Annotated in this window: 22 protein-coding genes; 13 read left to right on the forward strand and 9 right to left on the reverse strand. The window is 74.2% G+C overall.

Features of this window, described 5'->3' with window-relative positions; translation table 11 throughout:
* Positions 1-14: 14 nt before the first annotated feature.
* Both MICAU_RS29375 and dacB read right to left on the reverse strand, forming a co-directional pair.
* Entirely contained in the window at positions 15-1,082 is a 1,068-nt protein-coding gene (locus MICAU_RS29375) for a zinc-dependent metalloprotease (RefSeq protein ID WP_013288992.1), read from the reverse strand.
* A 66-nt stretch (positions 1,083-1,148) separates the two neighbouring features.
* Positions 1,149-2,552, reverse strand: coding sequence for a D-alanyl-D-alanine carboxypeptidase/D-alanyl-D-alanine endopeptidase (dacB, locus tag MICAU_RS29380; RefSeq protein WP_174361825.1), 1,404 nt, complete (start codon positions 2,550-2,552; stop codon positions 1,149-1,151).
* A gap of 517 nt (positions 2,553-3,069) precedes the next feature.
* On the opposite strand from dacB, the gene MICAU_RS29385 reads away from it, so the two are divergent.
* Positions 3,070-3,576, forward strand: coding sequence for an inorganic diphosphatase (locus MICAU_RS29385; RefSeq protein ID WP_013288994.1), 507 nt, complete (start codon positions 3,070-3,072; stop codon positions 3,574-3,576).
* Positions 3,577-3,634: 58 nt separating this feature from the next.
* On the opposite strand, the gene eccD is transcribed toward MICAU_RS29385, so the two are convergent.
* Positions 3,635-5,017, reverse strand: a complete 1,383-nt coding sequence (eccD, locus tag MICAU_RS29390; protein ID WP_013288995.1) for a type VII secretion integral membrane protein EccD — start codon at positions 5,015-5,017, stop codon at positions 3,635-3,637.
* Between the two features lie 105 nt (positions 5,018-5,122).
* Here eccD and MICAU_RS29395 point away from each other — a divergent pair, with 105 nt between their 5' ends.
* The 5 genes from MICAU_RS29395 to MICAU_RS29410 all read left to right on the forward strand — a co-directional run bounded on the left by MICAU_RS29395 (position 5,123) and on the right by MICAU_RS29410 (position 12,054).
* On the forward strand, positions 5,123-9,061 hold the full coding sequence (locus MICAU_RS29395) for a type VII secretion protein EccC (protein ID WP_013288996.1): 3,939 nt from the start codon (positions 5,123-5,125) through the stop codon (positions 9,059-9,061).
* An 88-nt stretch (positions 9,062-9,149) separates the two neighbouring features.
* Complete coding sequence (gene mycP / locus MICAU_RS29400; RefSeq protein ID WP_174361749.1) at positions 9,150-10,463, forward strand: type VII secretion-associated serine protease mycosin; 1,314 nt, start codon at positions 9,150-9,152, stop codon at positions 10,461-10,463.
* A gap of 40 nt (positions 10,464-10,503) precedes the next feature.
* Positions 10,504-11,298 carry a phosphatase PAP2 family protein gene (locus MICAU_RS29405; protein WP_013288998.1) on the forward strand — a complete coding sequence of 265 codons (795 nt, stop codon included), beginning with the start codon at positions 10,504-10,506 and terminating at the stop codon, positions 11,296-11,298.
* A gap of 30 nt (positions 11,299-11,328) precedes the next feature.
* Positions 11,329-11,502, forward strand: a complete 174-nt coding sequence (locus MICAU_RS33320; protein WP_013288999.1) for a hypothetical protein — start codon at positions 11,329-11,331, stop codon at positions 11,500-11,502.
* Positions 11,503-11,517: 15 nt separating this feature from the next.
* Positions 11,518-12,054, forward strand: coding sequence for a phosphatase PAP2 family protein (locus tag MICAU_RS29410; protein WP_244879694.1), 537 nt, complete (start codon positions 11,518-11,520; stop codon positions 12,052-12,054).
* Positions 12,055-12,069: 15 nt separating this feature from the next.
* On the opposite strand, the gene MICAU_RS29415 is transcribed toward MICAU_RS29410, so the two are convergent.
* The 6 genes from MICAU_RS29415 to MICAU_RS29440 all read right to left on the reverse strand — a co-directional run bounded on the left by MICAU_RS29415 (position 12,070) and on the right by MICAU_RS29440 (position 17,489).
* Positions 12,070-13,248: a MarP family serine protease gene (locus tag MICAU_RS29415; RefSeq protein ID WP_013289000.1), complete on the reverse strand. Its 1,179-nt coding sequence runs from the start codon at positions 13,246-13,248 to the stop codon at positions 12,070-12,072.
* 76 nt (positions 13,249-13,324) lie between these two features.
* Entirely contained in the window at positions 13,325-14,017 is a 693-nt protein-coding gene (locus MICAU_RS29420) for an NUDIX hydrolase (RefSeq protein WP_013289001.1), read from the reverse strand.
* Positions 14,014-14,619 carry a TlpA family protein disulfide reductase gene (locus tag MICAU_RS29425; protein WP_174361750.1) on the reverse strand — a complete coding sequence of 202 codons (606 nt, stop codon included), beginning with the start codon at positions 14,617-14,619 and terminating at the stop codon, positions 14,014-14,016. Before MICAU_RS29425 ends, MICAU_RS29420 begins: the two co-directional genes overlap by 4 nt.
* The gene (gene nth / locus MICAU_RS29430; protein ID WP_013289003.1) at positions 14,616-15,395 is read right to left on the reverse strand and encodes an endonuclease III; all 780 of its coding nucleotides are present in this window, start codon (positions 15,393-15,395) and stop codon (positions 14,616-14,618) included. Before nth ends, MICAU_RS29425 begins: the two co-directional genes overlap by 4 nt.
* A 59-nt stretch (positions 15,396-15,454) precedes the next feature.
* Positions 15,455-16,675, reverse strand: a complete 1,221-nt coding sequence (locus MICAU_RS29435) for a CapA family protein (protein WP_356997592.1) — start codon at positions 16,673-16,675, stop codon at positions 15,455-15,457.
* 106 nt (positions 16,676-16,781) lie between these two features.
* Entirely contained in the window at positions 16,782-17,489 is a 708-nt protein-coding gene (locus MICAU_RS29440; RefSeq protein WP_013289005.1) for an adenosylcobinamide amidohydrolase, read from the reverse strand.
* A 219-nt stretch (positions 17,490-17,708) separates the two neighbouring features.
* Between MICAU_RS29440 and MICAU_RS29445 the strand changes: the two genes are divergently transcribed.
* The 7 genes from MICAU_RS29445 (at position 17,709) to MICAU_RS29475 (ending at position 25,316) form a co-directional block, all read left to right on the forward strand.
* The gene (locus tag MICAU_RS29445; protein ID WP_007466162.1) at positions 17,709-18,386 is read left to right on the forward strand and encodes a Crp/Fnr family transcriptional regulator; all 678 of its coding nucleotides are present in this window, start codon (positions 17,709-17,711) and stop codon (positions 18,384-18,386) included.
* A 228-nt stretch (positions 18,387-18,614) separates the two neighbouring features.
* Entirely contained in the window at positions 18,615-19,358 is a 744-nt protein-coding gene (locus tag MICAU_RS29450; protein ID WP_013289006.1) for a metallophosphoesterase family protein, read from the forward strand.
* 106 nt (positions 19,359-19,464) lie between these two features.
* A complete protein-coding gene (locus tag MICAU_RS29455) occupies positions 19,465-20,076 on the forward strand; it encodes a TetR/AcrR family transcriptional regulator (RefSeq protein WP_013289007.1) in 612 nt (203 codons plus the stop codon).
* 32 nt (positions 20,077-20,108) lie between these two features.
* Positions 20,109-20,903, forward strand: coding sequence for a TIGR03084 family metal-binding protein (locus tag MICAU_RS29460; RefSeq protein ID WP_013289008.1), 795 nt, complete (start codon positions 20,109-20,111; stop codon positions 20,901-20,903).
* Positions 20,900-22,576 (forward strand): acyclic terpene utilization AtuA family protein, encoded by a 1,677-nt coding sequence (locus tag MICAU_RS29465; RefSeq protein ID WP_013289009.1) that lies wholly within the window; start codon positions 20,900-20,902, stop codon positions 22,574-22,576. Before MICAU_RS29460 ends, MICAU_RS29465 begins: the two co-directional genes overlap by 4 nt.
* Positions 22,573-23,712 (forward strand): acyl-CoA dehydrogenase family protein, encoded by a 1,140-nt coding sequence (locus tag MICAU_RS29470; protein ID WP_013289010.1) that lies wholly within the window; start codon positions 22,573-22,575, stop codon positions 23,710-23,712. The genes MICAU_RS29465 and MICAU_RS29470 overlap by 4 nt, the downstream gene beginning before the upstream one ends.
* Complete coding sequence (locus MICAU_RS29475; RefSeq protein ID WP_013289011.1) at positions 23,709-25,316, forward strand: acyl-CoA carboxylase subunit beta; 1,608 nt, start codon at positions 23,709-23,711, stop codon at positions 25,314-25,316. Before MICAU_RS29470 ends, MICAU_RS29475 begins: the two co-directional genes overlap by 4 nt.
* The last annotated feature ends 63 nt before the right edge of the window (positions 25,317-25,379 follow it).

Consider the following 25,379-nt stretch of genomic DNA (forward strand, 5'->3'; position numbering starts at 1 on the left):
CCGAACCGGCCGGATCAGCCGACTGGCGGGGTGGCACCGGCGGGCCCGTGTACGCGTGACACCCAGGCGTCCGGGTCGCCCAGCTCGTCCAGGCGGGGCAGCGTCAGCGGCGACGAGAAGATCTTGTTGAAGCCCTGCATGCCCACCCGGTCGACGACGCCGTGCACGAACTTGCGGCCCTCGGCGTACTGGCGCATCTTGACCTCGATGCCGAGCAGCCGCCGGATCGCCTTCTCCAGCGGGTTGCCGGACTCGCGGCGGCGGTTGAACGCCGCCCGGATCGACTCGACGCTGGGGATGACCTGCGGGCCGACGCCGTCCATCACGAACTCGGCGTGGCCCTCCAGCAGCGTCATCAGCGCGGTCAGCCGGTCCAGCACCGCGCGCTGCGCCGGGGTCTGCACGATGTCGAGCACGCTGGCCCGGCTCTCCGGGTCCTTGACCGCGTCGGAGAGCGTCGCCACGCCGCGGCGGAGCCGTTCCAGCAGGTGCTCGCCGCCCTGGGAGGCGTCCACGAACGCCTGCACCTCGCCGAGGAAGTACGCGCGCATCCACGGCACGGCGGTGAACTGGGTGCGGTGGGTCACCTCGTGCAGGCACACCCAGAGCCGGAAGTCACGCGAGTCGGCGCCGAGCTTCCGCTCGACCTCCAGGATGTTCGGGGCCACCAGCAGCAGCTGGCCGGGGTCGCCGGCGAAGACCTCGTACTGGCCGAGCACGCGGCCGGAGAGGTACGCCAGCACGGTGCCGGCCTGCACACCCGTGACCCGGGAGCCGATCGCCTCGGTGAGCGCGCCCGGCCGCTTGTCCCCGGAGAGACGCTCGACCAGCGGGGAGACCACCTCACGCAGCCCGGCGATGTTCGCCGCCGCCCAGTCCCGGCGGTCGACCACGCGTACCGGCGGGTGCGCGACCTGCGCACGCAGCCCGGTGTAGTCGGCGACGTGACCGGCCGCCTCCTCGGTCAGCCGGCGCAGGTCGCCGACCACGTCGGTGGCCTCGGCGTACGACACCCGGGGGCCCGACTTGCTCAGCGCCCCCGCTGTCGCGGCGGCCAGATCCCAGTCCACGAACTGCGCCATGAACCCACCGTACCCGCGCCGGAACACCCCCACCCGGGCTCGCGCCGGCCTATCGACGCCCGTCGGTCAGCGGCAGCCGCACCCGGCCAGCGCCGAACTGATCCGGTCCAGCGCCGCCCGGGTGTCGTCCAGCGAGCCCTGGGTCCGGTCGGTGAGCACGGCGAACGTGAGCAGCCGGCCGTCGGCTGTGGTCACCGTGCCGGCGATCGCGTTTACGCCGCTCAGCGTGCCGGTCTTGGCCCGGACGACACCCGCTCCGGCGCGGGTCGCCGCCGCGCGGTAGCGCTCGTCGAGCGTGCCGGACCAGCCACCGACCGGCAGACCGCCGAAGATCGCGGCGAGTTCGGGATGGCTGCCGTTGCCGGCGAGCGTGATCAGGTCGGTGAGCAGCGAGGGGCTGATCCGGTTGGTGCGGGACAGCCCGCTGCCGTCGGCCAGGCTGATCTCGCCGGCGGGCAGGCCCAGCTCGCCGAGCACCTGGTCGGTGGCGGCCGCGCCGCCGGCGAACGAGCCGGGCTTGCCCTTGGCGAGCGCCACCTGGCGGGCCATCGCCTCGGCGATCACGTTGTCGCTGTCGCTGATCATGATGTCGACCAGCCGGATCATCGGCAGTGATTCGACCTTTCCGAGCTCGGCGCCGGGGGCCGTACCCGTGGCGCCGGACGCGCCCGGCGCGGTGCCCCGGGTCACCTGGGCGGCGCCGCCGGTCAGGCCGAGCAGCTTGGCGAACTGCCGGCCGGCGGTCAGGTCGGGCTGCGGCACCCGCTCGGCGGCGTGATTGGTCTGCTCGGCGGTGCGCCGCGCCTCAGCCGCGTTCTTCCGGGCGCCGTCGGTCATCAACGCGGTGATCGCCGCGCCGAAACCGCCGGTGGGGATGTCGGCGTCCCAGCCGGGCTCGAAGACCGGGCCGCTGAACAGCGACGAGTCGACGATCACCTTGGTCGGCGCGGTGCCGCCGAGCGCGTCGCGCACCTGGGCGGCGAGGTCGTCCAGCCGGGCCGCGCCCGGGTAGAAGCCGTTCTTGTCCACGGCGAGCGTGGGGTCACCACCGCCGACCAGGACCACCTCGCCCGGGTTCGCCCCGGCCACCGCGCGGGTCGGGATCCGGTAGGCCGGGCCACGCGCGGCGAGCACCGCCACGCCGGTCGCCAGCTTGGTCACCGAGGCGGGCACGGTGGGCGTGTCCTGACCGCTGCCGTAGAGCGCCTGGCCGGTGCTCACGTCGGCCACCGACACGTGCACCCGGTCGCCGAGCGCGGCGGCGCGGACCAGCGGGTCGAGGGCGGTGCGGATGCCGGCCTCGGTGGGCAGCGGGGCGTTGCCGTCCGGCCCGGCCAGCACGGCCTGCGGGGAGGGCTCGGGCGGCGCGGCGACCGCCGTACCCGTGCTGTCGTCGTCGCCCAGCCACCCGGCGACCGGGCCGGGGCGCAGCACGGCGAGCCCGGCCACCGCCAGGGCCAGCACGAGCACGCAGGCGAGCGCCGCGACGAGCCGCCGGCCGCGTCGCGGCCGGCCCGGGGGCGGCCCTGAGGGTACGGGCGGCGCGGCGCCGACCGGCGGGACCGGCGGGCTGACCGGGATCGAGTCCGGCGCGCCGGGCCAGTTCAGCGGAGCCGTCGGGTCGTGGGACGGGCCGACGCGGGCCGAGCCGCTCGCCGGGCCGGAGCCGTGGTGCGGCGGGCCGACGCGGGCGGACCCGGTGGCCGGAGCCGGACGATGGGGGACGTTCGCACCAGGGACGGACACCCGCCCGGTGGCCCCGCCGGAACCGGAACCGGCGGACCCGCGCCCGTCAACCCTCTCGGGGCGGTAGTGTGAATCTTCCCTCCCCACGGCCCCCTCCTCCCCGCTCGAAATCGCCTTGGGCGACACTACTTCGGTCCGAACACTATGCGGCGGCCGGAGCCGACGGGGGGCGTTCACCCCGCGCCGGGGGTGAGCCGCTGGTTGCCGTTAGCCAGCGTGGGCAAACGAGGGAGCGTGGAAGATGGATTTCGACGTCACGGTTGAGATCCCCAAGGGTCACCGGAACAAGTACGAGGTAGACCACGCGACCGGCCGCATCCGGCTGGACCGCACCCTCTTCACCTCCACGCAGTACCCGGCCGACTACGGGTTCATCGAGGGCACCCTGGGCGAGGACGGCGACCCGCTGGACGCGCTGGTGCTGGTGCCGGAGCCGACGTTCCCGGGCTGCCTGATCCGCTGCCGCACCATCGGCATGTTCCGGATGACGGACGAGAAGGGCGGCGACGACAAGGTCCTCTGCGTGCCCTACGAGGACCCGCGTCAGGAGCACCTGCGCGACATCCACCACCTGGGCGAGTTCGACCGGCTGGAGATCCAGCACTTCTTCGAGGTCTACAAGGACCTGGAGCCGGGCAAGTCGGTCGAGGGCGCGACCTGGGTGGGCCGGGTCGAGGCCGAGGCGGAGATCGCCGCGTCGTACCGGCGCGCCAAGGAGGCCGAGGAGCGCGGCGAGACGCTGCACTGACGCTCACGCTTTCGCCGGAGGCCCGGGTCGCGCTTCGCGACCCGGGCCTTGCGCGTGTTCAGGCGAGCAGGTCGCGGGCCCGGTCGTAGAGGTCGAGCACCGCGCAGGCCACCGGCACGACCGCGACCACGAGCGCGGTGTCGGTCAGGTCGGCCAGCCGGCCGAGGTACGGGGAGACCGGGCGCCGGGCGTACGTGGCGCCGGCGGTGACCGCCGTGAGTGCCAGGGCCAGCCCGCCCACTGTCAGCGCCAGGCGGCCACCGGGACCGGCCCGCTCGGCCAGCACCACGCCGAGCAGGGCGAACCCGGCCAGCCCGGCGACGACAGCGGGCACCCGGTGCCGTACCGCCACGAACAGGCGGGAGCGCAGCAGCAGCACCCCGCAGGCGACCGCGGCGAGCAGCAGCCCGGCGGTACGCCCGACGGAGACGAGCACCGCGACCGCGCCGACCGCGAGCACCGCGTGGCCGAGCAGCATCCCGGTGAGCACCTCCTCGGCGCGGGCCACCGCCGCGTGCACCCGGCCCCGGTCCGGCAGGTCCCGGGTGCCGGCCGGGCTGGGCAGGGTGAGCGGCGGCAGCGGCAGCTTGCCAACCCGGATGGCCAGCAACGGCAGCCCGCCGAGCGCGAACACCAGCACGGCGAGCAGGACCGCGGCGGTGCCGTCCGGGTCGAGCAGCAGCCCGCCGAGCGCGGCCGCCACGCCTGCCACGCCGACAGTCACCCCGGCCACGGAGACGCGGGACCGGCTGGCCACGCCGAGCAGGCCGAGCACCGCCACCAGCAGCAGCGCCACCGAGCCGACCAGCAGTTCGGGGGCGCCGACCCAGCGCAGGCCGGGGATCGGGCCGACCGGGTCGCCGGAGGTGACCGCCAGCGCACCGGCCGCCGCGGCCCAGGGCAGCGCGTACCCGCCGAGCGTGGCGCCGACCGGGCCGTCCCCGTACGCCCGGGACGCCGCGGTGGCGGTGAGCACCAGGATCAGGGCGACCGCCGCGGCGACCGGCCAGCCGCGCGCGCCCGGCCCGGCCGCGACCACGGCGACCAGGCCGACGGCCAGGGGTACGGCGGCACCGGCGAGCGCCGCGGCCCGGGTGGCCCGGCCCGACCAGGCGGCACCCCGGCGCCGGGCGCCGTCCACGATCGCCTCGACCACGTCGTCGTACTCCAGTTCGGGCCACTGCGCGCGGGCCGGCACCAGGTGCAGCACCTCGCCGTCGCGCACTCCTTGCGGCAGCAGCGCCTGGGCGGTGGCGAGCACCGCCCCGTCGGTCCGGCGCAGCACCCACCCGCCGTGCCGTTCCCCGTCGTCGGCCAGCCCCTCACCGGCGTGCCGGAGCACCTCGGGCAACAGCTCGGCCAGGGGCACCTGCTCCGGGAGGGCCACGTCGACCCGCCGCCTGGGCGCGCTGATCGTGACCCGGGCGAGCCCGCTTGTCATCGAGGCATCTCCATATCGAGCGGAGGGAGTGGGCTGACGGACGAGAGGACTTTACCTACGATGAGCCAGGCTCGGGTTACCCAGAGCCACTTCCGGGGAGGGTGAGTGTCCACTGTCGTCATCAAGCGGCCGCCACGCCGCCCGGCACCGGAGATCCCGGTCGGTGAGCTGCCCGTCGAGGCGCCGCCGGAGATCCCCGCCGCCGCCGGTGGGCGCTGGCAGCAGGCGCTGATGGTGCTGCCGATGCTCGGCGGGACGGTGGCCATGGCGATGATGTTCGGCCGCGGCGGCGGGGCCTACTCGTACGTGGTGGGCGGCATGTTCGGCCTCTCCTCGCTGGCGATGCTGGTCACCACCTGGGGCAGCGCCGGGCCGAAGAAGTCCGAGCTGATGGCCGCCCGCCGGGAGTACCTGCGCCACCTCGCCACGCTCCGGCGCCGGGTGCGGGAGACCGCCGGCGCCCAGCGGGCCGGGCTGTCCTACCGCCATCCCGAGCCGGGGCGGCTCTGGTCGACAGTCGACAGTCACCGGGTCTGGGAGCGCCGGCCGGGCGACCCGGACTTCGCCGTGGTCCGGGTCGGTGTGGGCCCGCAGACGCTCGCCACCCCGCTGGTCCCGCCGGTCACCCGCCCGCTGGAGGAGCTGGAGCCGATGACGGCCGGGGCGCTGCGGCGCTTCCTGGACGCGTACTCGGTGGTGCCGGACCTGCCGGTGGCGCTGTCGCTGCGCAGTTTCGCCCGGGTCTTCGTGCGCGGCCCGGCCGGCCCGGTACGCGGCGCCGGCTCGCCCGCCGCGCAGGCGCTGGCCCGGGCGGTGCTCACCCAGCTCGCCGTCTTCCACGCGCCGGACGAGCTGCTGATCGCGGTGTGCGCCGGGCCGGAACGCCGGACCGCCTGGGAGTGGGTGAAGTGGCTGCCGCACGCCCACCATCCGGCGCGCACCGACGCGCTGGGCCCGGTGCGGCTGGTCACCAGCTCCGCCGCCGACCTGGAACGGCTGCTCGACGACGTGCTCGGCGCCCGGTCCCGGTTCAGCCCGCACGGCACCGCCACCGACGGGCCGCACGTCGTGGTGGTGCTCGACGGCGGTGACCTGACCGGCGCGACCGACCTGGCCGGTGACGGCGGCATCGACGCGGTCACAGTGCTCGACCTGGACACTCCGCCGCCCCGGCTGCTCGACCGGTACGCGCTCCTGCTCGACCTGGTCGACGGCCGGCTGCACTCGCACTCCGCGGAGGGGCACGCCGAGGTGGGCGCCGCCGACGCGCTGGCGCCCGCCGACGCGGAGGCGGTGGCCCGGCGGCTCGCGCCGCTGCGGCTGGCCGGCACGGTACGCGGACCGGACGCGCCGCCCGGCGCCGAGCTGGGTCTGCCCGAGCTGCTGGGTCTCGGCGACCCGGAGAGCTTCACCGCCGAGCAGGGCTGGGCGCCCCGGGCCGCGCGGGACCGGCTGCGGGTGCCGATCGGCGTGGGCGCCGACGGCGGGGCGATCGACCTCGACCTGAAGGAGTCGGCGCAGGACGGCATGGGCCCGCACGGCCTGCTGATCGGCGCGACCGGCTCGGGCAAGTCGGAGCTGCTGCGCACGCTCGTGCTCGGGCTGGCCGCCACGCACAGCTCGGAACAGCTCAACTTCGTCCTCGTCGACTTCAAGGGCGGCGCCACGTTCGCGCCGTTCGGGCGGCTGCCGCACACCGCCGCCGTGATCACCAACCTGGCCGACGCGCTGCCGCTGGTGGACCGGATGGTGGACGCGATCAACGGGGAGCTGATGCGCCGGCAGGAGCTGCTGCGCCGGGCCGGCAACTTCGCGAGCGTGCGCGACTACGAGCGGGCCCGGGCGGCCGGTTCGCCGCTGGCCCCGCTGCCGTCGCTGCTGCTGATCTGCGACGAGTTCTCCGAGCTGCTGTCCGCCAAGCCCGACTTCATCGACCTGTTCGTGCAGATCGGCCGGCTGGGCCGGTCGCTCGGGGTGCACCTGCTGCTTGCCAGCCAGCGGCTGGAGGAGGGGCGGCTGCGCGGGCTGGACACGCACCTGTCGTACCGGATCGGTTTGCGGACGTTCTCGGCGCTGGAGTCCCGGACGGTGCTGGGCGTGCCGGACGCGCACGAGCTGCCGCGCAGCCCGGGGCACGGTTACCTGCGCTCGGGCACCGATCCGCTGGTCCGGTTCAAGGCCGCGTACGTCTCCGGCGCGGTCCGCCGCCGCGGCGGCGGGGCGGGCGCGTCCGGCGCCGGTGAGGCGCGTGTGCTCGCGTTCTCCACCCACCTGGTCCCGGTGCCCGAGCCGCCCGCGCCCGTCGCCCCGCCCGCCGAGGACGACAGCGGCGAGACGCTGCTGGACCTGCTCGTGGACCGGCTGACCGGGCAGGGCCCACCGGCGCATCAGGTGTGGCTGCCACCGCTGGACGCCTCGCCCGCCCTGGACGAGCTGCTCGGCCCGGTCGGCACCGACCCGGTACGCGGGCTCACGGTGGCGAATCCGGAGCTGCACGGGGCGCTCCAGGTGCCGGTGGCGGTGGTGGACAAGCCGTTCGAGCAGCGGCGTGACCTGCTCTGGCTGGCGCTGGACGGCGCGGCCGGGCACGTCGCTGTGGTCGGCACCACCCGCAGCGGCCGGTCCAGCCTGCTGCGCACCCTGGTCTGCGCGCTCGCGCTCACCCACACCCCGGCCGAGGTGCAGGTCTACTGCCTCGACTTCGGCAGCGGGACGCTGGGCACGCTGCGCGACCTGCCGCACGTGGGCGGTGTCAGCGGGCGGACCGACGGCACCGCGGTGCGCCGTACCGTCGGCGAGGTCGCCGGCCTGCTGGCCGAGCGGGAGCGGCGTTTCGCCGAGGCCGGTGTGGAGTCGATGGCCGCATGGCGACGGCGGCGGGCGGCGGGCGCGCCGGACCCGTTCGGGGACGTGTTCCTTGTGGTGGACGGCTGGAACACGCTGCGCGGCGAGTACGAGGATCTGGAACCGCTGGTCACCGAACTCGCCACCCGGGGCCTGGCGTACGGGGTGCACGTGGTGGCGAGCGCGCTGCGCTGGTCGGACTTCCGCCCAGCGATCCGTGACCTGTTCGGCTCCCGGCTGGAGTTGCGTCTCGGCGACCCGGCCGACTCGGTGGTGGTCAAGCGCGCGCTGGCGGCAACCGTGCCGGAGGAGCGTCCGGGACGCGGCATCACGGCGGGAGGACTGCACTTCCTCACCGCCGAACCCCGCGTCGAGGCACTGGGCGCGGAGACCGCCGACATGGTCAAGGCGGTCGCCGGCGCGTGGACCGGTCCGCCGGCGCCCCGGGTGCGGCTGCTTCCGCCGGTGCTGCCGTACGCCGAGCTGGACCAGAGCGCGACGAGCGGGCTGGCGTTCCCGATCGGCGTGGCCGAGGCGGACCTGTCCCAGGTGGTGCTGGACTTCGCCACCGAGCCGAACTTCCTGGTCTTCGGCGACGCCGAGTGCGGCAAGTCGTCGTTCCTGCGGGCGCTCGCCACCTCGATCGTCAACCGGTTCACCCCGGAGCAGGCCCGGGTGATGCTCGTGGACTACCGGCGCAGCCTGATGGGCGTGATCGAGACGCCGCACCTGATCGGGTACGGGACCGCGGCGCCGCACACCGCCGAGCTGATCGAGTCGGCCGCCGGCTATCTCCAGGGGCGGCAGCCGGGGCCGGAGGTGACCCCGGCGCAGCTGCGCAGCCGGTCGTGGTGGCAGGGACCGGAACTGTTCGTGCTCGTCGACGACTACGACCTGGTGGCAGGCGGGCCGACGAACCCGTTGCGGGCGTTGGAGGAGCATCTGCCACACGCCCGGGACGTCGGGCTGCACCTGGTGCTGGCGCGGCGTACCGGCGGTGCCGGGCGGACCGCGTACGAGCCGATCGTGCAGCGGCTGCGCGAGCTGTCCACGGCCGGGCTGGTGATGTCGGGTGGCCCGGAGGAGGGCGCGCTCGTCGGTCAGGTCAAGGCCGGGCCGCTGCCCCCGGGGCGGGCGCGCCTGGTCACGCGCCGGGAGGGGGTGCGCCTGGTGCAGTTGGCGCATCTCCCGCCCGGGTGATCCGCCTCGCGGAGTTGCCCCGTGACGGTCGGGACAACCGGTAATCTCCGTGCAGCATGTGTCTGACGCGACCGAACGGCTGGGGAATGTGACAGGGGATCGGCAGGGACCGCCCGGTGGGCCGCCCCGGCGTCGCGCCGGACGCGCGCTGCTCGCCGCCGTGTCGGCGCTGGCCACCGTCGCCGGTCCGCTGGCACCGCCGGCCCACGCCGCGCCCGCCGCCCCGGCCACAGTGGCGCGTCCCTGGGTGTCCCCCGACCGCCTGCTGCGCACCGATCAGGTACGCGACGAGCAGTGGCAGCTGGAGGAGTTGCGGGCGAAGACCGCGTGGCGCACCTCGACCGGGCGCGGCGTGGTGGTCGCGGTGATCGACTCCGGTGTGGACGGCACCCACCCCGACCTGGCGGGCCAGGTGCTGCCCGGCCTCGATCTGGTGACGCCGGACGGCTCGGACGGCCCGGACCCGGTGGGGCACGGCACCACGGTGGCCGGGCTGATCGCCGGGCGGGCCGACGACGACCGGGGCGTGCTGGGGCTCGCGCCGGACGCCAAGATCCTTCCGGTCCGGGTCCTCGACGTCGAGAACCGCTACGACGACGCGCTGATCATCGCCAAGGCGGTGCGCTGGGCGGTCGACAACGGCGCCCAGGTGGTCAACCTGTCGCTCGGCGGCAGCAGCGACAACCCGGCCCTGGCCGCGGCGCTCGACTACGCGTTCGCCCGGGACGTGGTGGTGGTGGCCTGCACCGGCAATCTGGCCACCTCGACGACCACCGAGGTCTGGTACCCGGCCCGGGAACCGGGTGTGCTCGCGGTCGCCGGGCTGGAGCGGACCAGCGAGAACCTCTGGTCCGGCTCGATCACGGGTCATGAGACGGTGCTCAGCGCCCCGGCCACCGGGCTCTACGGCGCCCGGCCGGAGGGCTACTGGCGGGTGCAGGGTACGAGCTTCGCCGCGCCGCTCGTCGCCGCGACGGCTGCCCTGGTCCGCGCGCGGTATCCGAAGATGTCAGCCGGGGACGTGGTGAACCGGCTGATCGCCACCGCCCGGGATCTCGGCCCGACCGGCCGGGACGACCGGTTCGGCTACGGCCTTGTCGATCCGGTGGCCGCGCTCACCGCCGACGTCCCGGCGGTGGGCCACAACCCGCTCGACGACAACGGCTCCCCCGGCGTGGTGGGCTTCGGGCCGGCGCCCGGCGACACGCGGGACACCCGGGCCGCTGCGGCGGGCCGGGGCGGTGACCCGCTGGGGCGTTCCTCGGAGGGCTGGAACGCCCGGCCGGCGGGCCAGACGGACGCCTCCGCCCCGGAACGGCTCTGGACCGGCCTGGCCCTGTTCGTCGCACTCGTCACCGGCACCGCGTTGATGGTTCGCCGGTTCCGACAGACCCGTCGCTGAACCGGTCTGATCCCGCCCTCGGATGGGTAGGGAGAGCCCCATGGACACCACCGGGGCCACTGTCACGCGGCAGCGGTCGTGGCGGAGCCGCCGCCTCGACCCCGAGCACTCGCTGGGCCTGCGGCTCACCCTGGCCGCGGTCGCGGCGTTCCTGGTGCTGGTGCCGTTCGCCCTGATCGCGCTGCTGGTGCTCGGCGCGTGGCCGCCTCTGCTGCGGCTGGACGCCTCGATCGCCGACGCGTTCCACGGCTACGCACAGGACCATTCCGCCTGGGTCGGTGTGATGACGGTCTGGACGCACGTTTTCGGGCCCGGGCCGCTGCGGGTGGCCGCGGTCGTGGTGGTGGTCTGGCTGGTCCGGCGCGGCGCGCCCAGGCTCGCGATCTGGGTGGTCGTCACAATGGCCGCCGGCGGGCTGCTCGGCGCGCTGCTCAAGCTGCTCGTCGGCCGGGACCGGCCGGATCTGCTCGACCCGGTGGCCCGGGCCGCCGGTTACTCGTTTCCGTCCGGTCACGCGCTCAACGCCACGCTGGCGGCGGGTGTGCTGCTGCTGGTGTTCCTGCCGTTCGTGCGGGACAGCCGCCGGGGCCGGGTCGCGCTGTGGACCGCCGCCGTGCTGGTCGCAGTGGTGACCGGGCTCAGCCGGATCGCGCTGGGCGTGCACTGGACCAGCGACGTGGTGGGCGGCTGGGTGCTCGGGGCGGCGGTGGTGGCCGCGACAGCGGCCGGCTTCGCCACCTGGCGCAGCGGATCCGGGCGGCCGTCCGCCCGTCCGCTCCGTGAGGGGGTCGAGCCGGAGCTGGCCGACCAGCGGCCGGAGGGCGGCCGGGCGTAACCGGACCCGCGCCGGGGTACAGGCGTGCCCATGTCCGATGTCGTGATCCGAGTCACCCGGCGTGTCCTGCTGCCGCTGGCCCTGCTCTTCGCGCTGATGGTGGGCCTGGGCCTGCTGGTGACCCGGGTGCTGGCCCGTACCTGGCCGTTCACCGTGGAGGACACGGTCAACCGTGAGCTGGCCGGCGACCGGACGCCGGGGTAGAACGACGTCTCGCTGGTGTTCAGCACGCTGGCCAGCACCCAGATGATCGTCGTGGTGACGGTGCTGGCGGCGCTGGTGCTGCGGCTGGTGCTGCACCGCTGGCGGGAGCCGCTGTTCCTGTGCGCGGCGGTGACCGCGCAGGCGCTGATCTTCCTGTTCACCACCATGGCCATCGACCGGAACCGCCCGGCCGTCGCGCACATGGACGCCTCCCCGCCCACGTCCAGCTTCCCGTCCGGGCACACCTCGGCGGCCACGGCGCTCTACGTCGGTCTCGCGGTGCTGCTGGCGCTGCGGGCGCGCAGCACCCCGACCAAGGTCGGCTGGTGGACGCTGCTGGTGCTGGTGCCGATCGGCGTGGCGCTCACCCGGATGTACCGGGGCATGCACCACCCGAGCGACGTGGTCGCCTCGTTCCTCAACGGCGGCGCGTGCGTGGCGATCATGGCGCGGGCGGTACTCGACCGCACGCTCACCTGGGGCCGCGCCCGGCTGCCGCTGTCCCGCTCGGGCGACGAGGCGACACCGGCGGGAGCATCGGCGGGTGGCTGAGCGCCGCCGGCCGGCTCAGGTGCAGTCGCCGGTCGCCACTCCCCGGGTACGCTCCGCGCCCGCGAGCGCCACCGGTCGCGCCTCGGCGGCGGTCACCGCGAAACCGGTGTTCGGGTCGTCCGCCGCCGCCGCGAAGATCACGCCGAGCACCAGACCGTTCGAGGAGACCAGCGGGCCGCCGGAGTTGCCGCTGCGCACCAGCGCCCGGATCGTGTAGATCTCCCGGTTGACGTCACCGGCCGAGTAGATGTCCGGGCCGGTGATCCGGTCGACGTCCCGGATCCGGGCCGGGCGGGCGTCGTACGGGCCGTCGAGCGGGAAGCCGAGCACGATCGCGTCAGCGCCGGTGGCGGCCGGGCCGGCGGCGAAGCGCAGCGACGGGCCGGGCAGCCCGGGTACGTAGAGCACGGCCAGGTCCCGGTCCGGATCGTAGACGACGACCTCGCCGTCGTACCGCTCGCCGCGCAGTTCCACAGCCACCGAGCGGGTGCCGGCCACCACGTGCGCGTTGGTCATCACCCGGTCGTCGGCGTACACGAAACCGGAGCCCTCGATGCGGCGCGAGCAGCTCGGCGCGGAGCCGAGCACCTTCACCACCGACCGCCTGCTGTTCTGCACCACCTGGGAGTTGGCCAGCGCCGGGTCGGGCGGTGCCACCTGCCGGGCCCTGGTCGGCGCGAGGTCGCCGAACACGTCCGGGAAGCCGTTGGTGTCGACCGTGTCGCGCAGCGCTGTGGACAGGTCCTGCGCCTTGTCCGGCAGCACCTGGTCGACGACGGTGAGCAGCGCGCTGTTGCGGACCGAGGAGGCCAGCCACGGCACCGAGGAGGAGCCGAGCGGCACGGCGACCAGCCACGCCACGAGCATGACCGCGATGACCGAGATGAACGCGCCGCCGACGTCGTCGATCTTCCGGCCGGCCGGGCCGGTGATGGCGGCCCGCAGGTTCGAGCCGAGCCAGCCCGCCAGCGCCTGCCCCAGCACCGCGAGCCCGAAGATCGCCACCAGGGAGATCAGCACGCGTGTGCCGCTCGCCGCGAACTGCTGCGCGATCAGCGGCCCGACCTGGAGGCCGAGCAGCGCTCCGAGGAAGAAGCCGGAGAACGACAGGGCCCCGATGACGAAACCCTGACGGTATCCGCTGATCGCGAACACGAGCATGAGCAGAAGAAGGACGAGATCCACGGCGGACACCCCCCAAGGGTACGGGCACGGGGCCCGTGCTCGGCTCAGCGCTCGCGGAACGTGACCCGGGGATGCGTACGGGTGATCAGCGCACCGGGCTCTCGTCGGCCGCCTCGGTGCCCGCCGACGGAGCGGGCGTGGCGTCCACGGGCGGCAGGTCCACCACACGCGAGTGCGGCCAGGGCCGGGACCAGCCGCCCATCTCCAGCAGCCGGTCGATCACGCCTGCGGTGAAGCCCCAGACGAGCATGCCGCGTGCGGAGAAGGCGGGACCGATCCAGCCGCTCGGGTGGCGTACCCGCATGCGGTTGTCCGGGTCGACCAGCTCGGTGACCGGCAGCCGGGCCACGTGCGCGACCTCGGCCGGCTCACGCGGGTGCACCGGGTGCGGGTCGTGCCACCAGGCGAGCACCGGGGTGACCACGAAGTCGCTGACCGGGATCCAGAGCCGGGGCAGCTCGGCGAGCACTGTGACGCTGCCGGGGTCGAGGCCGACCTCCTCGTTCGCCTCGCGCAGCGCGGTGGCGCGGGCGTCGGCGTCCTCCGGGTCGGCCGCCCCGCCCGGGAAGGCCGGCTGCCCGGCGTGGTTGCGCAGCGTCGCGGCGCGCTGGAGGACGAGCACGTCCGGCCCGGCGCCGGGCTCCTCGCCGAGCAGCACCAGTACGGCGCTCTCCCGGCCGCCGCTGGACGGCGTGACGATGCGGGTGAAGTCCTCCGCCCGCGCGGTGCCGAGCCGGCCCAGCAGCGGGTCGAACCACACCGGCGGCCGTCGGGTCATACCCGCACCCCGAGGTGACGTTCGAGCAGCGCGGCGAGGCGGGCGTCGTCGAGCGCGCCGGTCGCGTCGGTGTGCCGGATCCGCCCGTCGGCGTCGACGAGCACCGTGAGCGGGAACGCGTTGCGTTCGAGCGCGCGCTGGAACGCGTCGCCCTGGTCGAGCAGCATCGGGAAGTCGACGCCGTAGTCCTCGCCGATGGACTGCGCGCCGCCGCGGCTGTCCCGGCTGTTCACGCCGATCACCTGGAACCGGCCGTCGGCCCGCTCGCTGAGCCGCTGGAACGCGGGCAGCTCCTTGCGGCACGGCGGACACCAGGACGCCCACACGTTGATCACCGCCGGGCCCTTGACGTCGCGCAGGTTCACGGGCGCGCCGCCGGTGAAGCAGTTGAGCGTCAGGTCGGGGAGCTGGTCACCGGCCTTACCGGCGGACGTCGGGGACGCGGCGGCGGGCGCGACGGTCAGCGGGGCGCAGTCGGCGAACGGCGAGGGGCGCTCGGCCCGGGTCGCCGGCGCCGGACGTTCCGGCTCCTCGGCGGTGGCGGTGCAGCCCGCCGTCGCCAGCAGCAGCGGGACGAGAAGGTACGCGAGCCGGCGCATCACGGCACGTCCGCCGCTGCCGCCTGCTGCGGCACCAGGTCGGGATCGAGGCCGACGGCCACCGCCAGGTCACGGGCGCGGGGGCCCTTGAGCAGCTTGGCCGCGGCGGCCGGCTCGGTCGGCCCGGTGCCGTACGCGGGACACAGCTTCGCCAGCGTGCACGCGCCGCAGGCGGGCTTGCGGGCGTGGCAGACCCGGCGGCCGTGGAAGATGACCCGGTGCGACAGCATCGTCCAGTCGCGCTTGGGGTAGAGCGCGCCGATCGCGTGCTCGATCTTCACCGGATCGGTCTCGGTGGTGAGCTGCCACCGGTGCACCAGCCGCTGGAAGTGGGTGTCGACGGTGATGCCGGGGACGCCGAAGGCGTTGCCGAGGATGACGTTGGCGGTCTTTCGGCCGATCCCCGGCAGGGTCACCAGGTCGTCGAGCCGCCCGGGCACCTCGCCGTCGTACCGCTCGCAGAGCGCCCGCCCGAGGTTGATCAGGGAGCTGGTCTTGTTGCGGTAGAACCCGGTGGGCCGGATCAGCTCCTCCAGCTCGGCGCGGTCCGCCGCGGCGTAGTCGGCGGCGGTGCGGTAGCGGGCGAACAGCTTCGGCGTGACCTCGTTGACCTTCTTGTCGGTGCACTGGGCGGACAGGATCGTCGCCACTGCGAGCTCCAGCGCGTTGGCGTGGTCGAGTTCACAGTGCGCGTCGGGGTGCGTCTCGGTCAGCACGCGGCCGATGCGCCGGGCGCGGCGCGTACGGCCGAGGTCGGTCTCGGGGGAGCGCGTGGTCACGTCGGCCAGCCTACGTCGCGGGGCCGACGCTCCGGCGGCTCGGCGCGGCGGGCGTGCGCTCAGCCACCCGCCGGTGCGGTGATCTTGCCGGTCCCGTCGAGCTTCGCGCCGGTGTCCGGGAAGTCGGACCGGTTCAGGTCGCGGACCAGTCCGAGGCCGCGGTTCTGCCGGTCCACCGACGGACGGCCCACGCCGTTCATCACGGTGGAGGTGAATGTGCCACCGGCGAACGTCCCGTCGGCGGTGAGCGACACCTTGAGCACCCCGCCCCAGCCGAGCCGGCCGGAGCTGTTCAGCGACTTCCCGCCACCGGCGAAGTTGCCGAGGCTGTACGCGATCAGCCGCCCCTTGTAGAACTCCATCCCGCGCAGCACGTGCGGGCCGTGCCCGATGACCAGGTCGGCGCCGGCGTCGATGACGGTCCGGGAGAAGCGGATCGGGTCGCCGCGGTTCTCGCCGAAGAACATCTCGGTGCCCGGCTTGACCCGGGTCTTGTCCGCCCCCTCGGCGCCCATGTGCACCTGCACCACCACGATCTGGGCCTGCTCCTTGGCCATCTCGACCACCTGCTTGGCGGCGTTCAGGTCGACCAGGCTGTTGGACCAGGGGTACGACGAGAAGCCCACCACGGCGACCTTGATGCCCTTGACGTCCACCACGGTGATCTCGCCCGGCGCGCCGGTGTGCTTGAGCCCGTGCGCCTCCAGCGCCGACTGGGTGTTCTCGTAGCCCTGGCGACCGTAGTCGTAGCCGTGGTTGTTGGCCTGGTTGAGCAGCTGGAACCCGGCCGAGCGCAGGTGCGCGGCGTAGCCGGGCGGCGCGCGGAACTGGTAGCAGTTCTTCGGCTCCGGGCCGCATTTGCCGGCGCCGGTGTCGTCGGTGAGCGGCTCCTCCAGGTTGCCCATCACCAGGTCGCCCTTGAGCGCCGACTTCACGTCGTCGAAGAAGCCCTTGCCGCCGTTCGGGGGCAGCCGGTCCGGCGCGTTGCCCATGATCACGTCACCGGTCGCGGTGAGCGAGATCGACGGCTCCTTCGACGCATCAGGCGCGGCCGGCTGGTCACCGGTGGCCGGCCCGGCCGAGCCGGTCGATCCGCCGCCCTGTCCCGTCTGCCACCGGGGGTCGCCGCCGGACCCGCCGGCGTCGCCGCCGCAGCCGGCGACGAACAGGACGGCGACGAGCGCGGCGAACGCGGCCAGGCGTCGGCCGAGCACCGCGCGGCGCGGTCCGGGAACGGCGGCTGGCGGTCCGGCGACGGCGGCGCGGAGGGTACGGGGCACAGAGCGGGCGGAAGCGTACATCGTCGGCGACGCTACCGTCCCCGGAACGCCGCGACGAGGGCCGATCGGTCGGAAAACCCGGCGTGTCGCGTGTGCCGGGCCCACGTCAGCCCGCCCGCCGGTCGGACCAGGGCACCACGGTCCCGGCGCCGCCGGAGCGCACGGCGGCGTGCACGGCCCGGGCCAGCGGTGCGCCCCAGGCCGACCGGGGACCGCCGTACGGGGCCGGATCGCCGTCGGCCGGGCAGAGCACCGTCACCGCGTCGGTGGGGGTGCCCGTCGCGGGCAGTCCGAGTTCCCAGATCGCCTGGGCCTTCGCCTCGGTGGCGGTGGCCACGGCGTTGACCAGTGCGGCGTCGCCGAGCCGCACCGGGACGTACACGACGATGTTGACGGTGCCGACGTGCTGCGCGGGCCGGGCCGGCTCGCTCGCGGCCGACGGCGCCGGCTCGGGTGCGACGGTGGCCGGCTCGGGGGCGGCGGCCCAGACCGGCGTGCCCAGGCCGACAGTCGCCCAGACGCGGACGCCGCCGTCCGTGCGGCGGACCACCTCGCTCACGTCCACGCCGGTCAGCAGCCCGACCCCGGGGCCGTCCAGGTCGAGGCCGTGCGCCAGCTCGGCCAGGTGCGCGGCGGGGTCGTCCCGGTCGTACGACATGGGCACCGTCGCGTTGAGCACCCACCGGCGGACGCCGATCCCCCCGCCCAGCGGCGCGGAGCCGACCGCCAGCAGCGGGGCCTCGGCCCGCCAGGCCAGCATCGGGATGTCCCACCCGGATTCGGACCGGCTGGTCAGGAACGGCTCACACAGCACGCCGGTCACCCTACGATCACAGGTGGGAACGGGTGGCGCCGGCCCGTGCCGGGGGCGGGATCTTAGCCGCTCCCCAGGTCGGGTGGGTTACGCCCAACGATCAAGATTCCAGGGGTGCACCTCTGATTCCTGCTCATGTGCGCCTAGACTGGCGGCGCGCGAGGGATCAGCGGACGGCAGACCCGGCCGACGGACGGCACGCGCAGGCGGAGGTGCGCGATGGACGAGGTACTGGCCCGCAGCGGGATCTTCCAGGGTGTCGACCCGGAGGCTGCCGAGGCGCTCGCCAAGGAGATGGAGACGATCGAGGTCCGCAAGGGCGAGATCGTGTTCAACGAGGGCGAGCCCGGCGACAGTCTCTACATCCTCCTGTCCGGCAAGATCAAGGTGGGTCGCCGCGCGGCGGACGGCCGGCAGAACCTGATCGCCGTGATGGGCCCGTCGGACATGGTCGGTGAGCTGTCGCTCTTCGACCCCGGTCCGCGTACGGCGACGGCCACGGCGGTCACCGACACCCGCCTGGTCCGGCTGCGCAAGCAGGCGCTGCGGCCGTGGCTGAACAACCGGCCCGAGATCGCCGAGCAGCTGCTGCGGGTGCTCGCCCGCCGGCTGCGCCGGACCAACGACTCGCTCGCCGACCTGATCTTCACCGACGTACCGGGCCGGGTCGCCAAGAACCTGCTCCAGATGGCCGGCCGGTTCGGCACCCGCGACGGCGGCGTGCTGCGCGTGACGCACGACCTCACCCAGGAGGAGATCGCCCAGCTGGTCGGCGCCTCCCGGGAGACCGTCAACAAGGCGCTGGCCGACTTCGCCTCGCGCGGCTGGCTGCGGCTGGACGGCAAGAGCATCATCATCCTCGACCCGGAGCGCCTGGCTCGCCGCGCGCGGGTCTGACCCTCCGTACCGGCTTCCCGGCCCGGCCCGCCACCGCGCGGAGCCGGGCCGATGCCGTCTTCTGCTGCCGTCTTCTGCGCAGGCCGGGCCGATGCCGTCTCTGCCCAAGCCGGGGCCGTTGCCGCCTCTGAGCGGGCCGGTGCCGTCAGGGCGCGGGACGGCCGGCGCCGTCTCTGCCCGCCGCAGAATCGCTTGGTGCTCCCGCAACGGGGTCGCCAGGCTGGGACGATGCCTGATCGCGTCGCCGTCCTCTCCGACATCCACGGTGTGCTGCCCGCGCTGGAAGCAGTGCTGGCCGAGCCGGACGTGGCAGCCGCCGACCTGATCGTCCTCACCGGTGACCTGGCGGCCGGTCCGCAGCCGGTCGAGGTGCTGGACCGGCTGGCCGCGCTCGGTGACCGGGCCTGCTGGGTCGGCGGGAACGCCGACCGGGAGCTGGTGCAGGCGCGGGCCGGCAGGTCCTCCCCGATCGCCGTCTCGAACTGGGCCGCCGGGCAGCTCCGCGACGACCAGGTGGCCCGGCTGGCGGCGCTGCCGCCGTCCGTCACGCTGCCGGTCACCGGTCTGGGCGACGTGCTGTTCTGCCACGCCACCCCGCGCGACGACGAGGAGGTCGTGCTCGTCGACTCGCGGCTGGACCGCTGGGCCGAGGTCTTCGCCGGCCTGCCGGCCGAGGTCGGCACGGTGGTCTGCGGGCACACGCACATGCCGTTCACCCGGCTGGCCGATCGCCGCCTGGTGGTGAACCCGGGCAGCGTCGGCATGCCGTACGGGGGCGCCGGTGCCTGGTGGGCGCTGCTCGGCCCGGGCGTGCAGTTGCGCCGGACCCGCTTCGACGTGGACGCCGCCTGCACCCGGGTCGCCGCCGAGTCCACGTTCCCTGATGCGGCGGCCTGGGCCGACGAGTACGTCCGCTCCCGCCACTCCGACGCCGACGCGCTCACGGTCTTCGCTCCGCGCGACGGCCGCTGAGGCGTTAACAAGGGGCCCTTCCTCTACCGCAGGCGTTAACAAGGGCCCCCTCCTTTCAGAAAAAGTCAGGCTTGACTGTTTGTTTTGGGCGGGGCACGCTGTCTGCGTGTCGAGCCGAGTTCCGCAGCAGGAGCGCAGCCGTGCCACCCAGGCCCGGCTGCTGGAGGCGACTGTCGAGTGCCTGGTGGAGCACGGCTGGTCCGGCACCACGACGACAGTGGTGGCAGCCCACGCCGGCGTCTCCCGGGGCGCCCAGCTGCACCACTACCCCACCAAGGCCGCCCTGGTGACCGCCGCCGTCACGCACCTGACCGAGCGCCGGGCGGCCGAGCTGCGCGCCGAGGCGGCGCACCTGCCGGTCGGCCCGAAGCGGCTCGACGGCGTGGTCGACCTGCTCGCCGCCTCGTTCACCGGCCCGCTGTTCGTGGCCGCGCTGGAACTGTGGGTGGCCGCGCGTACCGACGCCGAGCTGCGCGCCGCGCTGGTGCCGCTGGAGGCGCGGATCGGCCGCGAGATGCACCGGCTCACCGTCGAGCTGCTCGGTGTGGACGAGCGCAAGCCGGGCGTACGCGAGTCGGTGCAGGCCACCCTCGACCTGCTCCGCGGCCTCGGCGTGGCCAACCTGCTCAGCGACGACTCGCCCCGCCGCGCCGCCCTGCTGCACACCTGGAAACGCCAGCTCGCCGCGCTGCTCACCCCCGAGAGCGAGCGGCACTGATCCCCTGACGCCCCACCCCGCCCGGAGGCACAATGGTCGACCTGACAGCCCTGCTCGCGGATCTGGCCGCCGAGTCCGAACAGCTCGACGCGCTCGTCGCGGACCTGCCGCCGGAAGGATGGGAGCGGCCGACACCGGCCCCGGGCTGGACCGTCGCGCACCAGGTCGCGCACCTGGCATGGACCGACCACGTCGCCTACCTGGCGGCCACCGACGAGTCCGCGTTCTTCGCCTCGGTGATGGCCGCACCGGACCCGTCGCGCCTGGTCGAGGACGGTGCCGAGTCCTTCCTGGCGCCACCGCCCGCGCTGCTGGCCCGGTGGCGTGCCGGCCGGTCGGCGCTCGCCGGGGCGCTCGCCGCCGTACCGGCCGGACAGAAGATCCCCTGGTACGGCACCAGCATGTCGCCCACGTCGATGGTCACGGCACGGCTGATGGAGACGTGGGCGCACGGCGAGGACGTAGCAGACGCGCTGAGCGTCAGCCGTACCCCGACCGCGCGTCTGCGGCACATCGCGCACCTCGGCTTCCGTACCCTCGGGCACGGTTTCTCGGCCCACGGCCGCGACGTGCCCACGGCGCCGGTGCGGGTCGAGCTGACCGCGCCCGCGGACGGCGAGGTGTGGGAGTTCGGGCCGGCCGACGCGACCGACCGGGTGACCGGCCCGGCGCTCGACTTCTGCCTGCTCGTCACGCAGCGCCGGCACCGCGCGGACCTGGCCCTGACCGCCACCGGGCCGGTGGCCGACGAGTGGCTGGACGTGGCCCAGGCGTTCGCCGGGCCGCCCGGCGGCAAGCGCGAGCCGGCGAACGGAACCTCCTCATGAGCGTGCTGCGGATCGGGAACGCGTCTGGCTTCTACGGCGACCGCTTCGCCGCCTGGCGGGAGATGCTCGACGGCGGCGAGTTGGACGTGCTGACCGGTGACTACCTGGCCGAGCTGACCATGCTCATCCTCGGCCGGGACCGGATGCGCGACCCGTCGCTCGGCTACGCCAAGACGTTCCTGCGTCAGGCGGAGGGCGTGCTCGGCACCGCGCTGGAGCGCGGCGTCACGCTGGTCACCAACGCGGGCGGCCTCAACCCGGCGGGGCTGGCCGACGCGATCCGGTCACTCGGCGACCGGCTCGGCCTCCAGGTCCGGGTCGGGTACGTCGAGGGCGACGCGATCCAGCGGCCGGATGCGCTGACCGCGAACGCCTACCTGGGCGCGTTCGGGATCGCGGCCTGCCTCGACGCGGGCGCGGACGTGGTGGTCACCGGGCGGGTCACCGACGCCTCGCTGGCTGTCGGCCCGGCAATCGCCCGCTTCGGGTGGACCCGCGACGACCTCGACGCGCTGGCCGGCGCGACTGTCGCAGGGCACCTGATCGAGTGCGGCGCGCAGGTCACCGGCGGCAACTTCAGCTTCTTCACCGAGTTGCCGGACGGCGGGCACCGGCCCGGCTTCCCGATCGCCGAACTGCACGCGGACGGCTCGTCGGTGCTCACCAAGCACGCCGGCACCGGCGGCGCGGTGACGGTCGAGACGGTCACCGCCCAGCTGCTGTACGAGGTGGGCGGGCCGGACTACCTCGGGCCGGACGTGGTGACCCGCCTGGACACGGTGCGGCTGGAGCAGGAGGGTCCGGACCGAGTACGCGTCTCCGGGGTGCGCGGCACGCCGCCGCCGGACACGCTCAAGGTGGGCGTCAACAACCTGGGCGGCTTCCGCAACTCGATGACGTTCGTGCTGTGCGGGCTGGACATCCCGGCCAAGGCGGCGCTGGTCCGGGGCCAGATCGAGGAGTCGGTCGGCACGGAGGGGCTGGAGTTCACGCTGGCCCGTACCGACCACCCGGACACCGGCGACACCGAGGCGGCGAGCGCGCTGCTGCACGTACACCTGCGGGACGGTGACAAGTCGCGGGCCGGGCGGGCGTTCTCGGCGGCGGCGGTGGAGCTGGCGCTGGCCTCCTACCCGGGCTGCACGCTGACCACGCTGCCCGGTGACGCGACGCCGTACGGGGTGTTCACCGCCGACACGATCGCGCAGGACGCTGTGGAGCACGTCGCGGTGCTGCCCTCCGGGGAGCGGGTGGCGATCGCACCGCCGACGGTCACGGGCGGTTTACAGGGGGCCCCTGTACAACACGAGGCGTTAAGAGGGGGCCCTTCCTTGCCCGGCACCCGGCGGGGGCCGCTGGGTGAGCTGGTCGGGGCGCGGTCGGGCGACAAGGGCGGCGACGCCAACCTGGGCGTCTGGGCCCGCACCGACGCGACCTGGCCGTGGCTGCGCGACTGGCTGACGGTGGAGCGGCTGGCCGAGCTGCTGCCGGAGACGGCGTCGCTCACAGTCGAGCGGTACGAGCTGCCGAACCTGCGCGCTGTCAACTTCGTGATCCGGGGACTGCTCGGGCAGGGCGTGGCCGCGTCCACCCGGTTCGACCCCCAGGCCAAGGCACTCGGCGAGCTGCTGCGCTCGCGAGTGGTCGATCTTCCGACGGAGGCACGCGCATGACCATCGTGGACACGCCGGAACGCCGGCAACTGCGCGAGCTGACCCGTTCGTTCGTGACCCGGGAGGTGCTGCCGCACCTGTCCGACTGGGAGCGGGCGGGCGAGGTACCCCGGTCGCTGCACGAGACCGCAGCCAAGATCGGCCTGCTCGGCATCGGCTTCCCGGAGTCGGTCGGCGGCAGCGGCGGCGACCTGCTCGACTCGATGGTGGTCACCGAGGAGATCATCCGCTCGGGCGGGTCGTCCGGGCTGGTCGCCGCGTTGTTCACGCACGGGATCGCGCTGCCGCACATGGTCGAGACCCAGGACGAAGGGCTGATCGACAAGTACGTGCGGCCCGCGCTCGCCGGGACGATGATCGGCGCGCTGGCGATCACCGAACCGGACGGCGGCTCGGACGTGGCGGGCATCCGCACCTGCGCGGTCCGCGACGGTGACCACTACGTCGTCAACGGGTCCAAGACGTACATCACCAGCGGGGTCCGCGCCGACTTCGTCACCACTGCTGTCTGCACCGAGTTCCCCGGTTCGGGCTCGGTCAGCCTGCTGGTCATCGACAAGGGCACGCCCGGGTTCACGGTGGGGCGGCGGCTGGAGAAGCTGGGCTGGCACTGCTCGGACACCGCCGAGCTGTCCTTCGTCGACGTGCGGGTGCCGGTGACGAACCGGGTCGGCCCGGAGGACACCGGCTTCCTCGCCATCATGCAGCAGTTCGCCAACGAGCGGCTGTCGCTCGCCACCCAGGCGTACGCGACCGCGCAGCGCTGCGTGGACCTGGCCGTGCAGTGGTGCCGGGACCGCCAGACGTTCGGCCGGCCGCTCGTCGGGCGCCAGGTCGTCCGGCACAAGCTGGCCGAGATGCACAGCCGCACCGACGCGGCGCGGGCGTACGTGCACGACGTCGCCGAGCGGGTGGCCGCCGGGCAGCCGGTGGTGACCGAGGTGGCGATGGCGAAGAACGTGGCGGTGGCCACCTGCGACTGGGTGGTCGACGCGGCGCTGCAACTGCACGGCGGCTTCGGCTACATGCGTGACGCCGAGGTGGAGCGGCACTACCGGGACGCCCGTCTGCTCGGCATCGGCGGCGGCACCACCGAGATCATGAACGAGATCATCGCGAAGGGCATGGGCCTATGAGCACGACTGTCCTGCAGAGCACCATCGACCCGTCCGCGCCCGCCTTCACCGCCAACCGGGAGGCGCTGCTGGAACGCCTGGCGGAGCTGGAGGAGGCGCTCGACCAGGCCCGGGGCGGTGGCGGCGAGAAGTACGTGACCCGGCACCGCGGTCGCGGCAAGCTGCTCCCCCGGGAGCGGATCGAGCTGCTGCTCGACCCGGACAGCCCGTTCCTGGAGTTGTCGTCGGTGGCCGCGTTCGGCACCGACTTCCCGGTCGGCGCCAGCACCGTGACCGGTATCGGCGTGGTCGAGGGCGTCGAGTGCCTGATCGTGGCGAACGACCCGACGGTACGCGGCGGCGCGATCAACCCGTGGTCGCTGGCGAAGACCCGGCGGGCCGGTGAGATCGCTGCGGCCAACCGGCTGCCGATGGTGAACCTGGTCGAGTCGGCCGGCGCCGACCTGCCCACCCAGGCGGAGATCTTCATTCCCGGCGGCCGGGTGTTCCGCGACCTGACCCGGCTCTCCGCGCAGCGGATCCCGACCGTGAGCGTGGTCTTCGGCAACGCCACAGCAGGTGGCGCGTACGTGCCGGGCATGTCGGACTACACCGTCATGATCCGCGACCGTTCGCAGGTCTACCTGGCCGGACCGCCGCTGGTGAAGATGGCCACCGGCGAGGTCACCGACGACGAGTCGCTCGGCGGCGCGGCGATGCACGCCACCACGTCCGGCCTGGCCGACTTCCTCGCCGAGGACGAGCGCGACGGCATCCGGCTGGCCCGGCAGTGCGTCCGCCGGCTCAACTGGCGCAAGCACGGCCCCCCGCCGCGCAACCCCCACCCGCTGCCACCCCGGTACGACCCGGAGGAGTTGCTCGGCATCGCCAGCGCCGACCTGAAGGTGCCGTTCGACCCGCGCGAGGTGCTGGCCCGGGTGCTCGACGACAGCGCGTTCGACGAGTTCAAGCCCGGCTACGGCACCGCGCTGGTCACCGGCTGGGGCGAGCTGCACGGCTACCCGGTCGGTGTGCTCGCGAACGCCCGGGGCGTGCTGTTCAGCCAGGAGGCCCAGAAGGCGGCCCAGTTCATCCAGCTCGCCAACGCGGCTGACACACCGCTGGTCTTCCTCCAGAACACCACCGGCTACATGGTCGGCACCGAGTACGAGCAGCGCGGCATCATCAAGCACGGCGCCCTGATGATCAACGCGGTGTCGAACTCGAAGGTGCCGCACCTGACGGTCAACCTGGGCGCCTCCTACGGCGCCGGCAACTACGGCATGTGCGGCCGGGCGTACGAGCCCCGGTTCCTGTTCACCTGGCCGAACGCGAAGTCGGCGGTGATGGGTCCGGCGCAGCTCGCCGGTGTGCTGTCCATCGTGGCCCGGCAGGCCGCCGCCGCCCGGGGACGCGAGTACGACGAGGACACCGACGCCGCCATGCGGATGATGGTCGAGCAGCAGATCGAGTCGCAGTCCGGGGCGCTGTTCCTGTCCGGGCGGCTCTACGACGACGGGGTGATCGACCCCCGGGACACCCGTACCGTCCTCGGGCTGTGCCTGTCGGCGATCCACAACGGACCGGTGAAGGGCGCCGACGGTTTCGGCGTCTTCCGGATGTGACCTGTGAGCGCGAGGAACGCAGCGAAGCGGAGTCCCGCAGTCGCGAACGAAAGGCAGGCTCAG

Origin of the sequence: Micromonospora aurantiaca ATCC 27029 (assembly GCF_000145235.1) — a bacterium.
In the GTDB taxonomy this organism is placed as follows: domain Bacteria; phylum Actinomycetota; class Actinomycetes; order Mycobacteriales; family Micromonosporaceae; genus Micromonospora; species Micromonospora aurantiaca.

What these genes read in the sequence shown, in the direction of transcription:
- MICAU_RS29420 (WP_013289001.1), bottom strand. Translation starts at nt 14,017, where the DNA reads ATGACCCGACGGCCGCCGGTGTGGTTCGACCCGCTGCTGGGCCGGCTC.
- MICAU_RS29465 (WP_013289009.1), top strand. Translation starts at nt 20,900, where the DNA reads ATGAGCGTGCTGCGGATCGGGAACGCGTCTGGCTTCTACGGCGACCGC.
- MICAU_RS29375 (WP_013288992.1), bottom strand. Translation starts at nt 1,082, where the DNA reads ATGGCGCAGTTCGTGGACTGGGATCTGGCCGCCGCGACAGCGGGGGCG.
- eccD (WP_013288995.1), bottom strand. Translation starts at nt 5,017, where the DNA reads ATGACAAGCGGGCTCGCCCGGGTCACGATCAGCGCGCCCAGGCGGCGG.
- MICAU_RS33320 (WP_013288999.1), top strand. Translation starts at nt 11,329, where the DNA reads ATGTCCGATGTCGTGATCCGAGTCACCCGGCGTGTCCTGCTGCCGCTG.
- MICAU_RS29470 (WP_013289010.1), top strand. Translation starts at nt 22,573, where the DNA reads ATGACCATCGTGGACACGCCGGAACGCCGGCAACTGCGCGAGCTGACC.
- MICAU_RS29475 (WP_013289011.1), top strand. Translation starts at nt 23,709, where the DNA reads ATGAGCACGACTGTCCTGCAGAGCACCATCGACCCGTCCGCGCCCGCC.
- MICAU_RS29405 (WP_013288998.1), top strand. Translation starts at nt 10,504, where the DNA reads ATGGACACCACCGGGGCCACTGTCACGCGGCAGCGGTCGTGGCGGAGC.
- MICAU_RS29385 (WP_013288994.1), top strand. Translation starts at nt 3,070, where the DNA reads ATGGATTTCGACGTCACGGTTGAGATCCCCAAGGGTCACCGGAACAAG.
- MICAU_RS29450 (WP_013289006.1), top strand. Translation starts at nt 18,615, where the DNA reads ATGCCTGATCGCGTCGCCGTCCTCTCCGACATCCACGGTGTGCTGCCC.
- MICAU_RS29445 (WP_007466162.1), top strand. Translation starts at nt 17,709, where the DNA reads ATGGACGAGGTACTGGCCCGCAGCGGGATCTTCCAGGGTGTCGACCCG.
- MICAU_RS29460 (WP_013289008.1), top strand. Translation starts at nt 20,109, where the DNA reads ATGGTCGACCTGACAGCCCTGCTCGCGGATCTGGCCGCCGAGTCCGAA.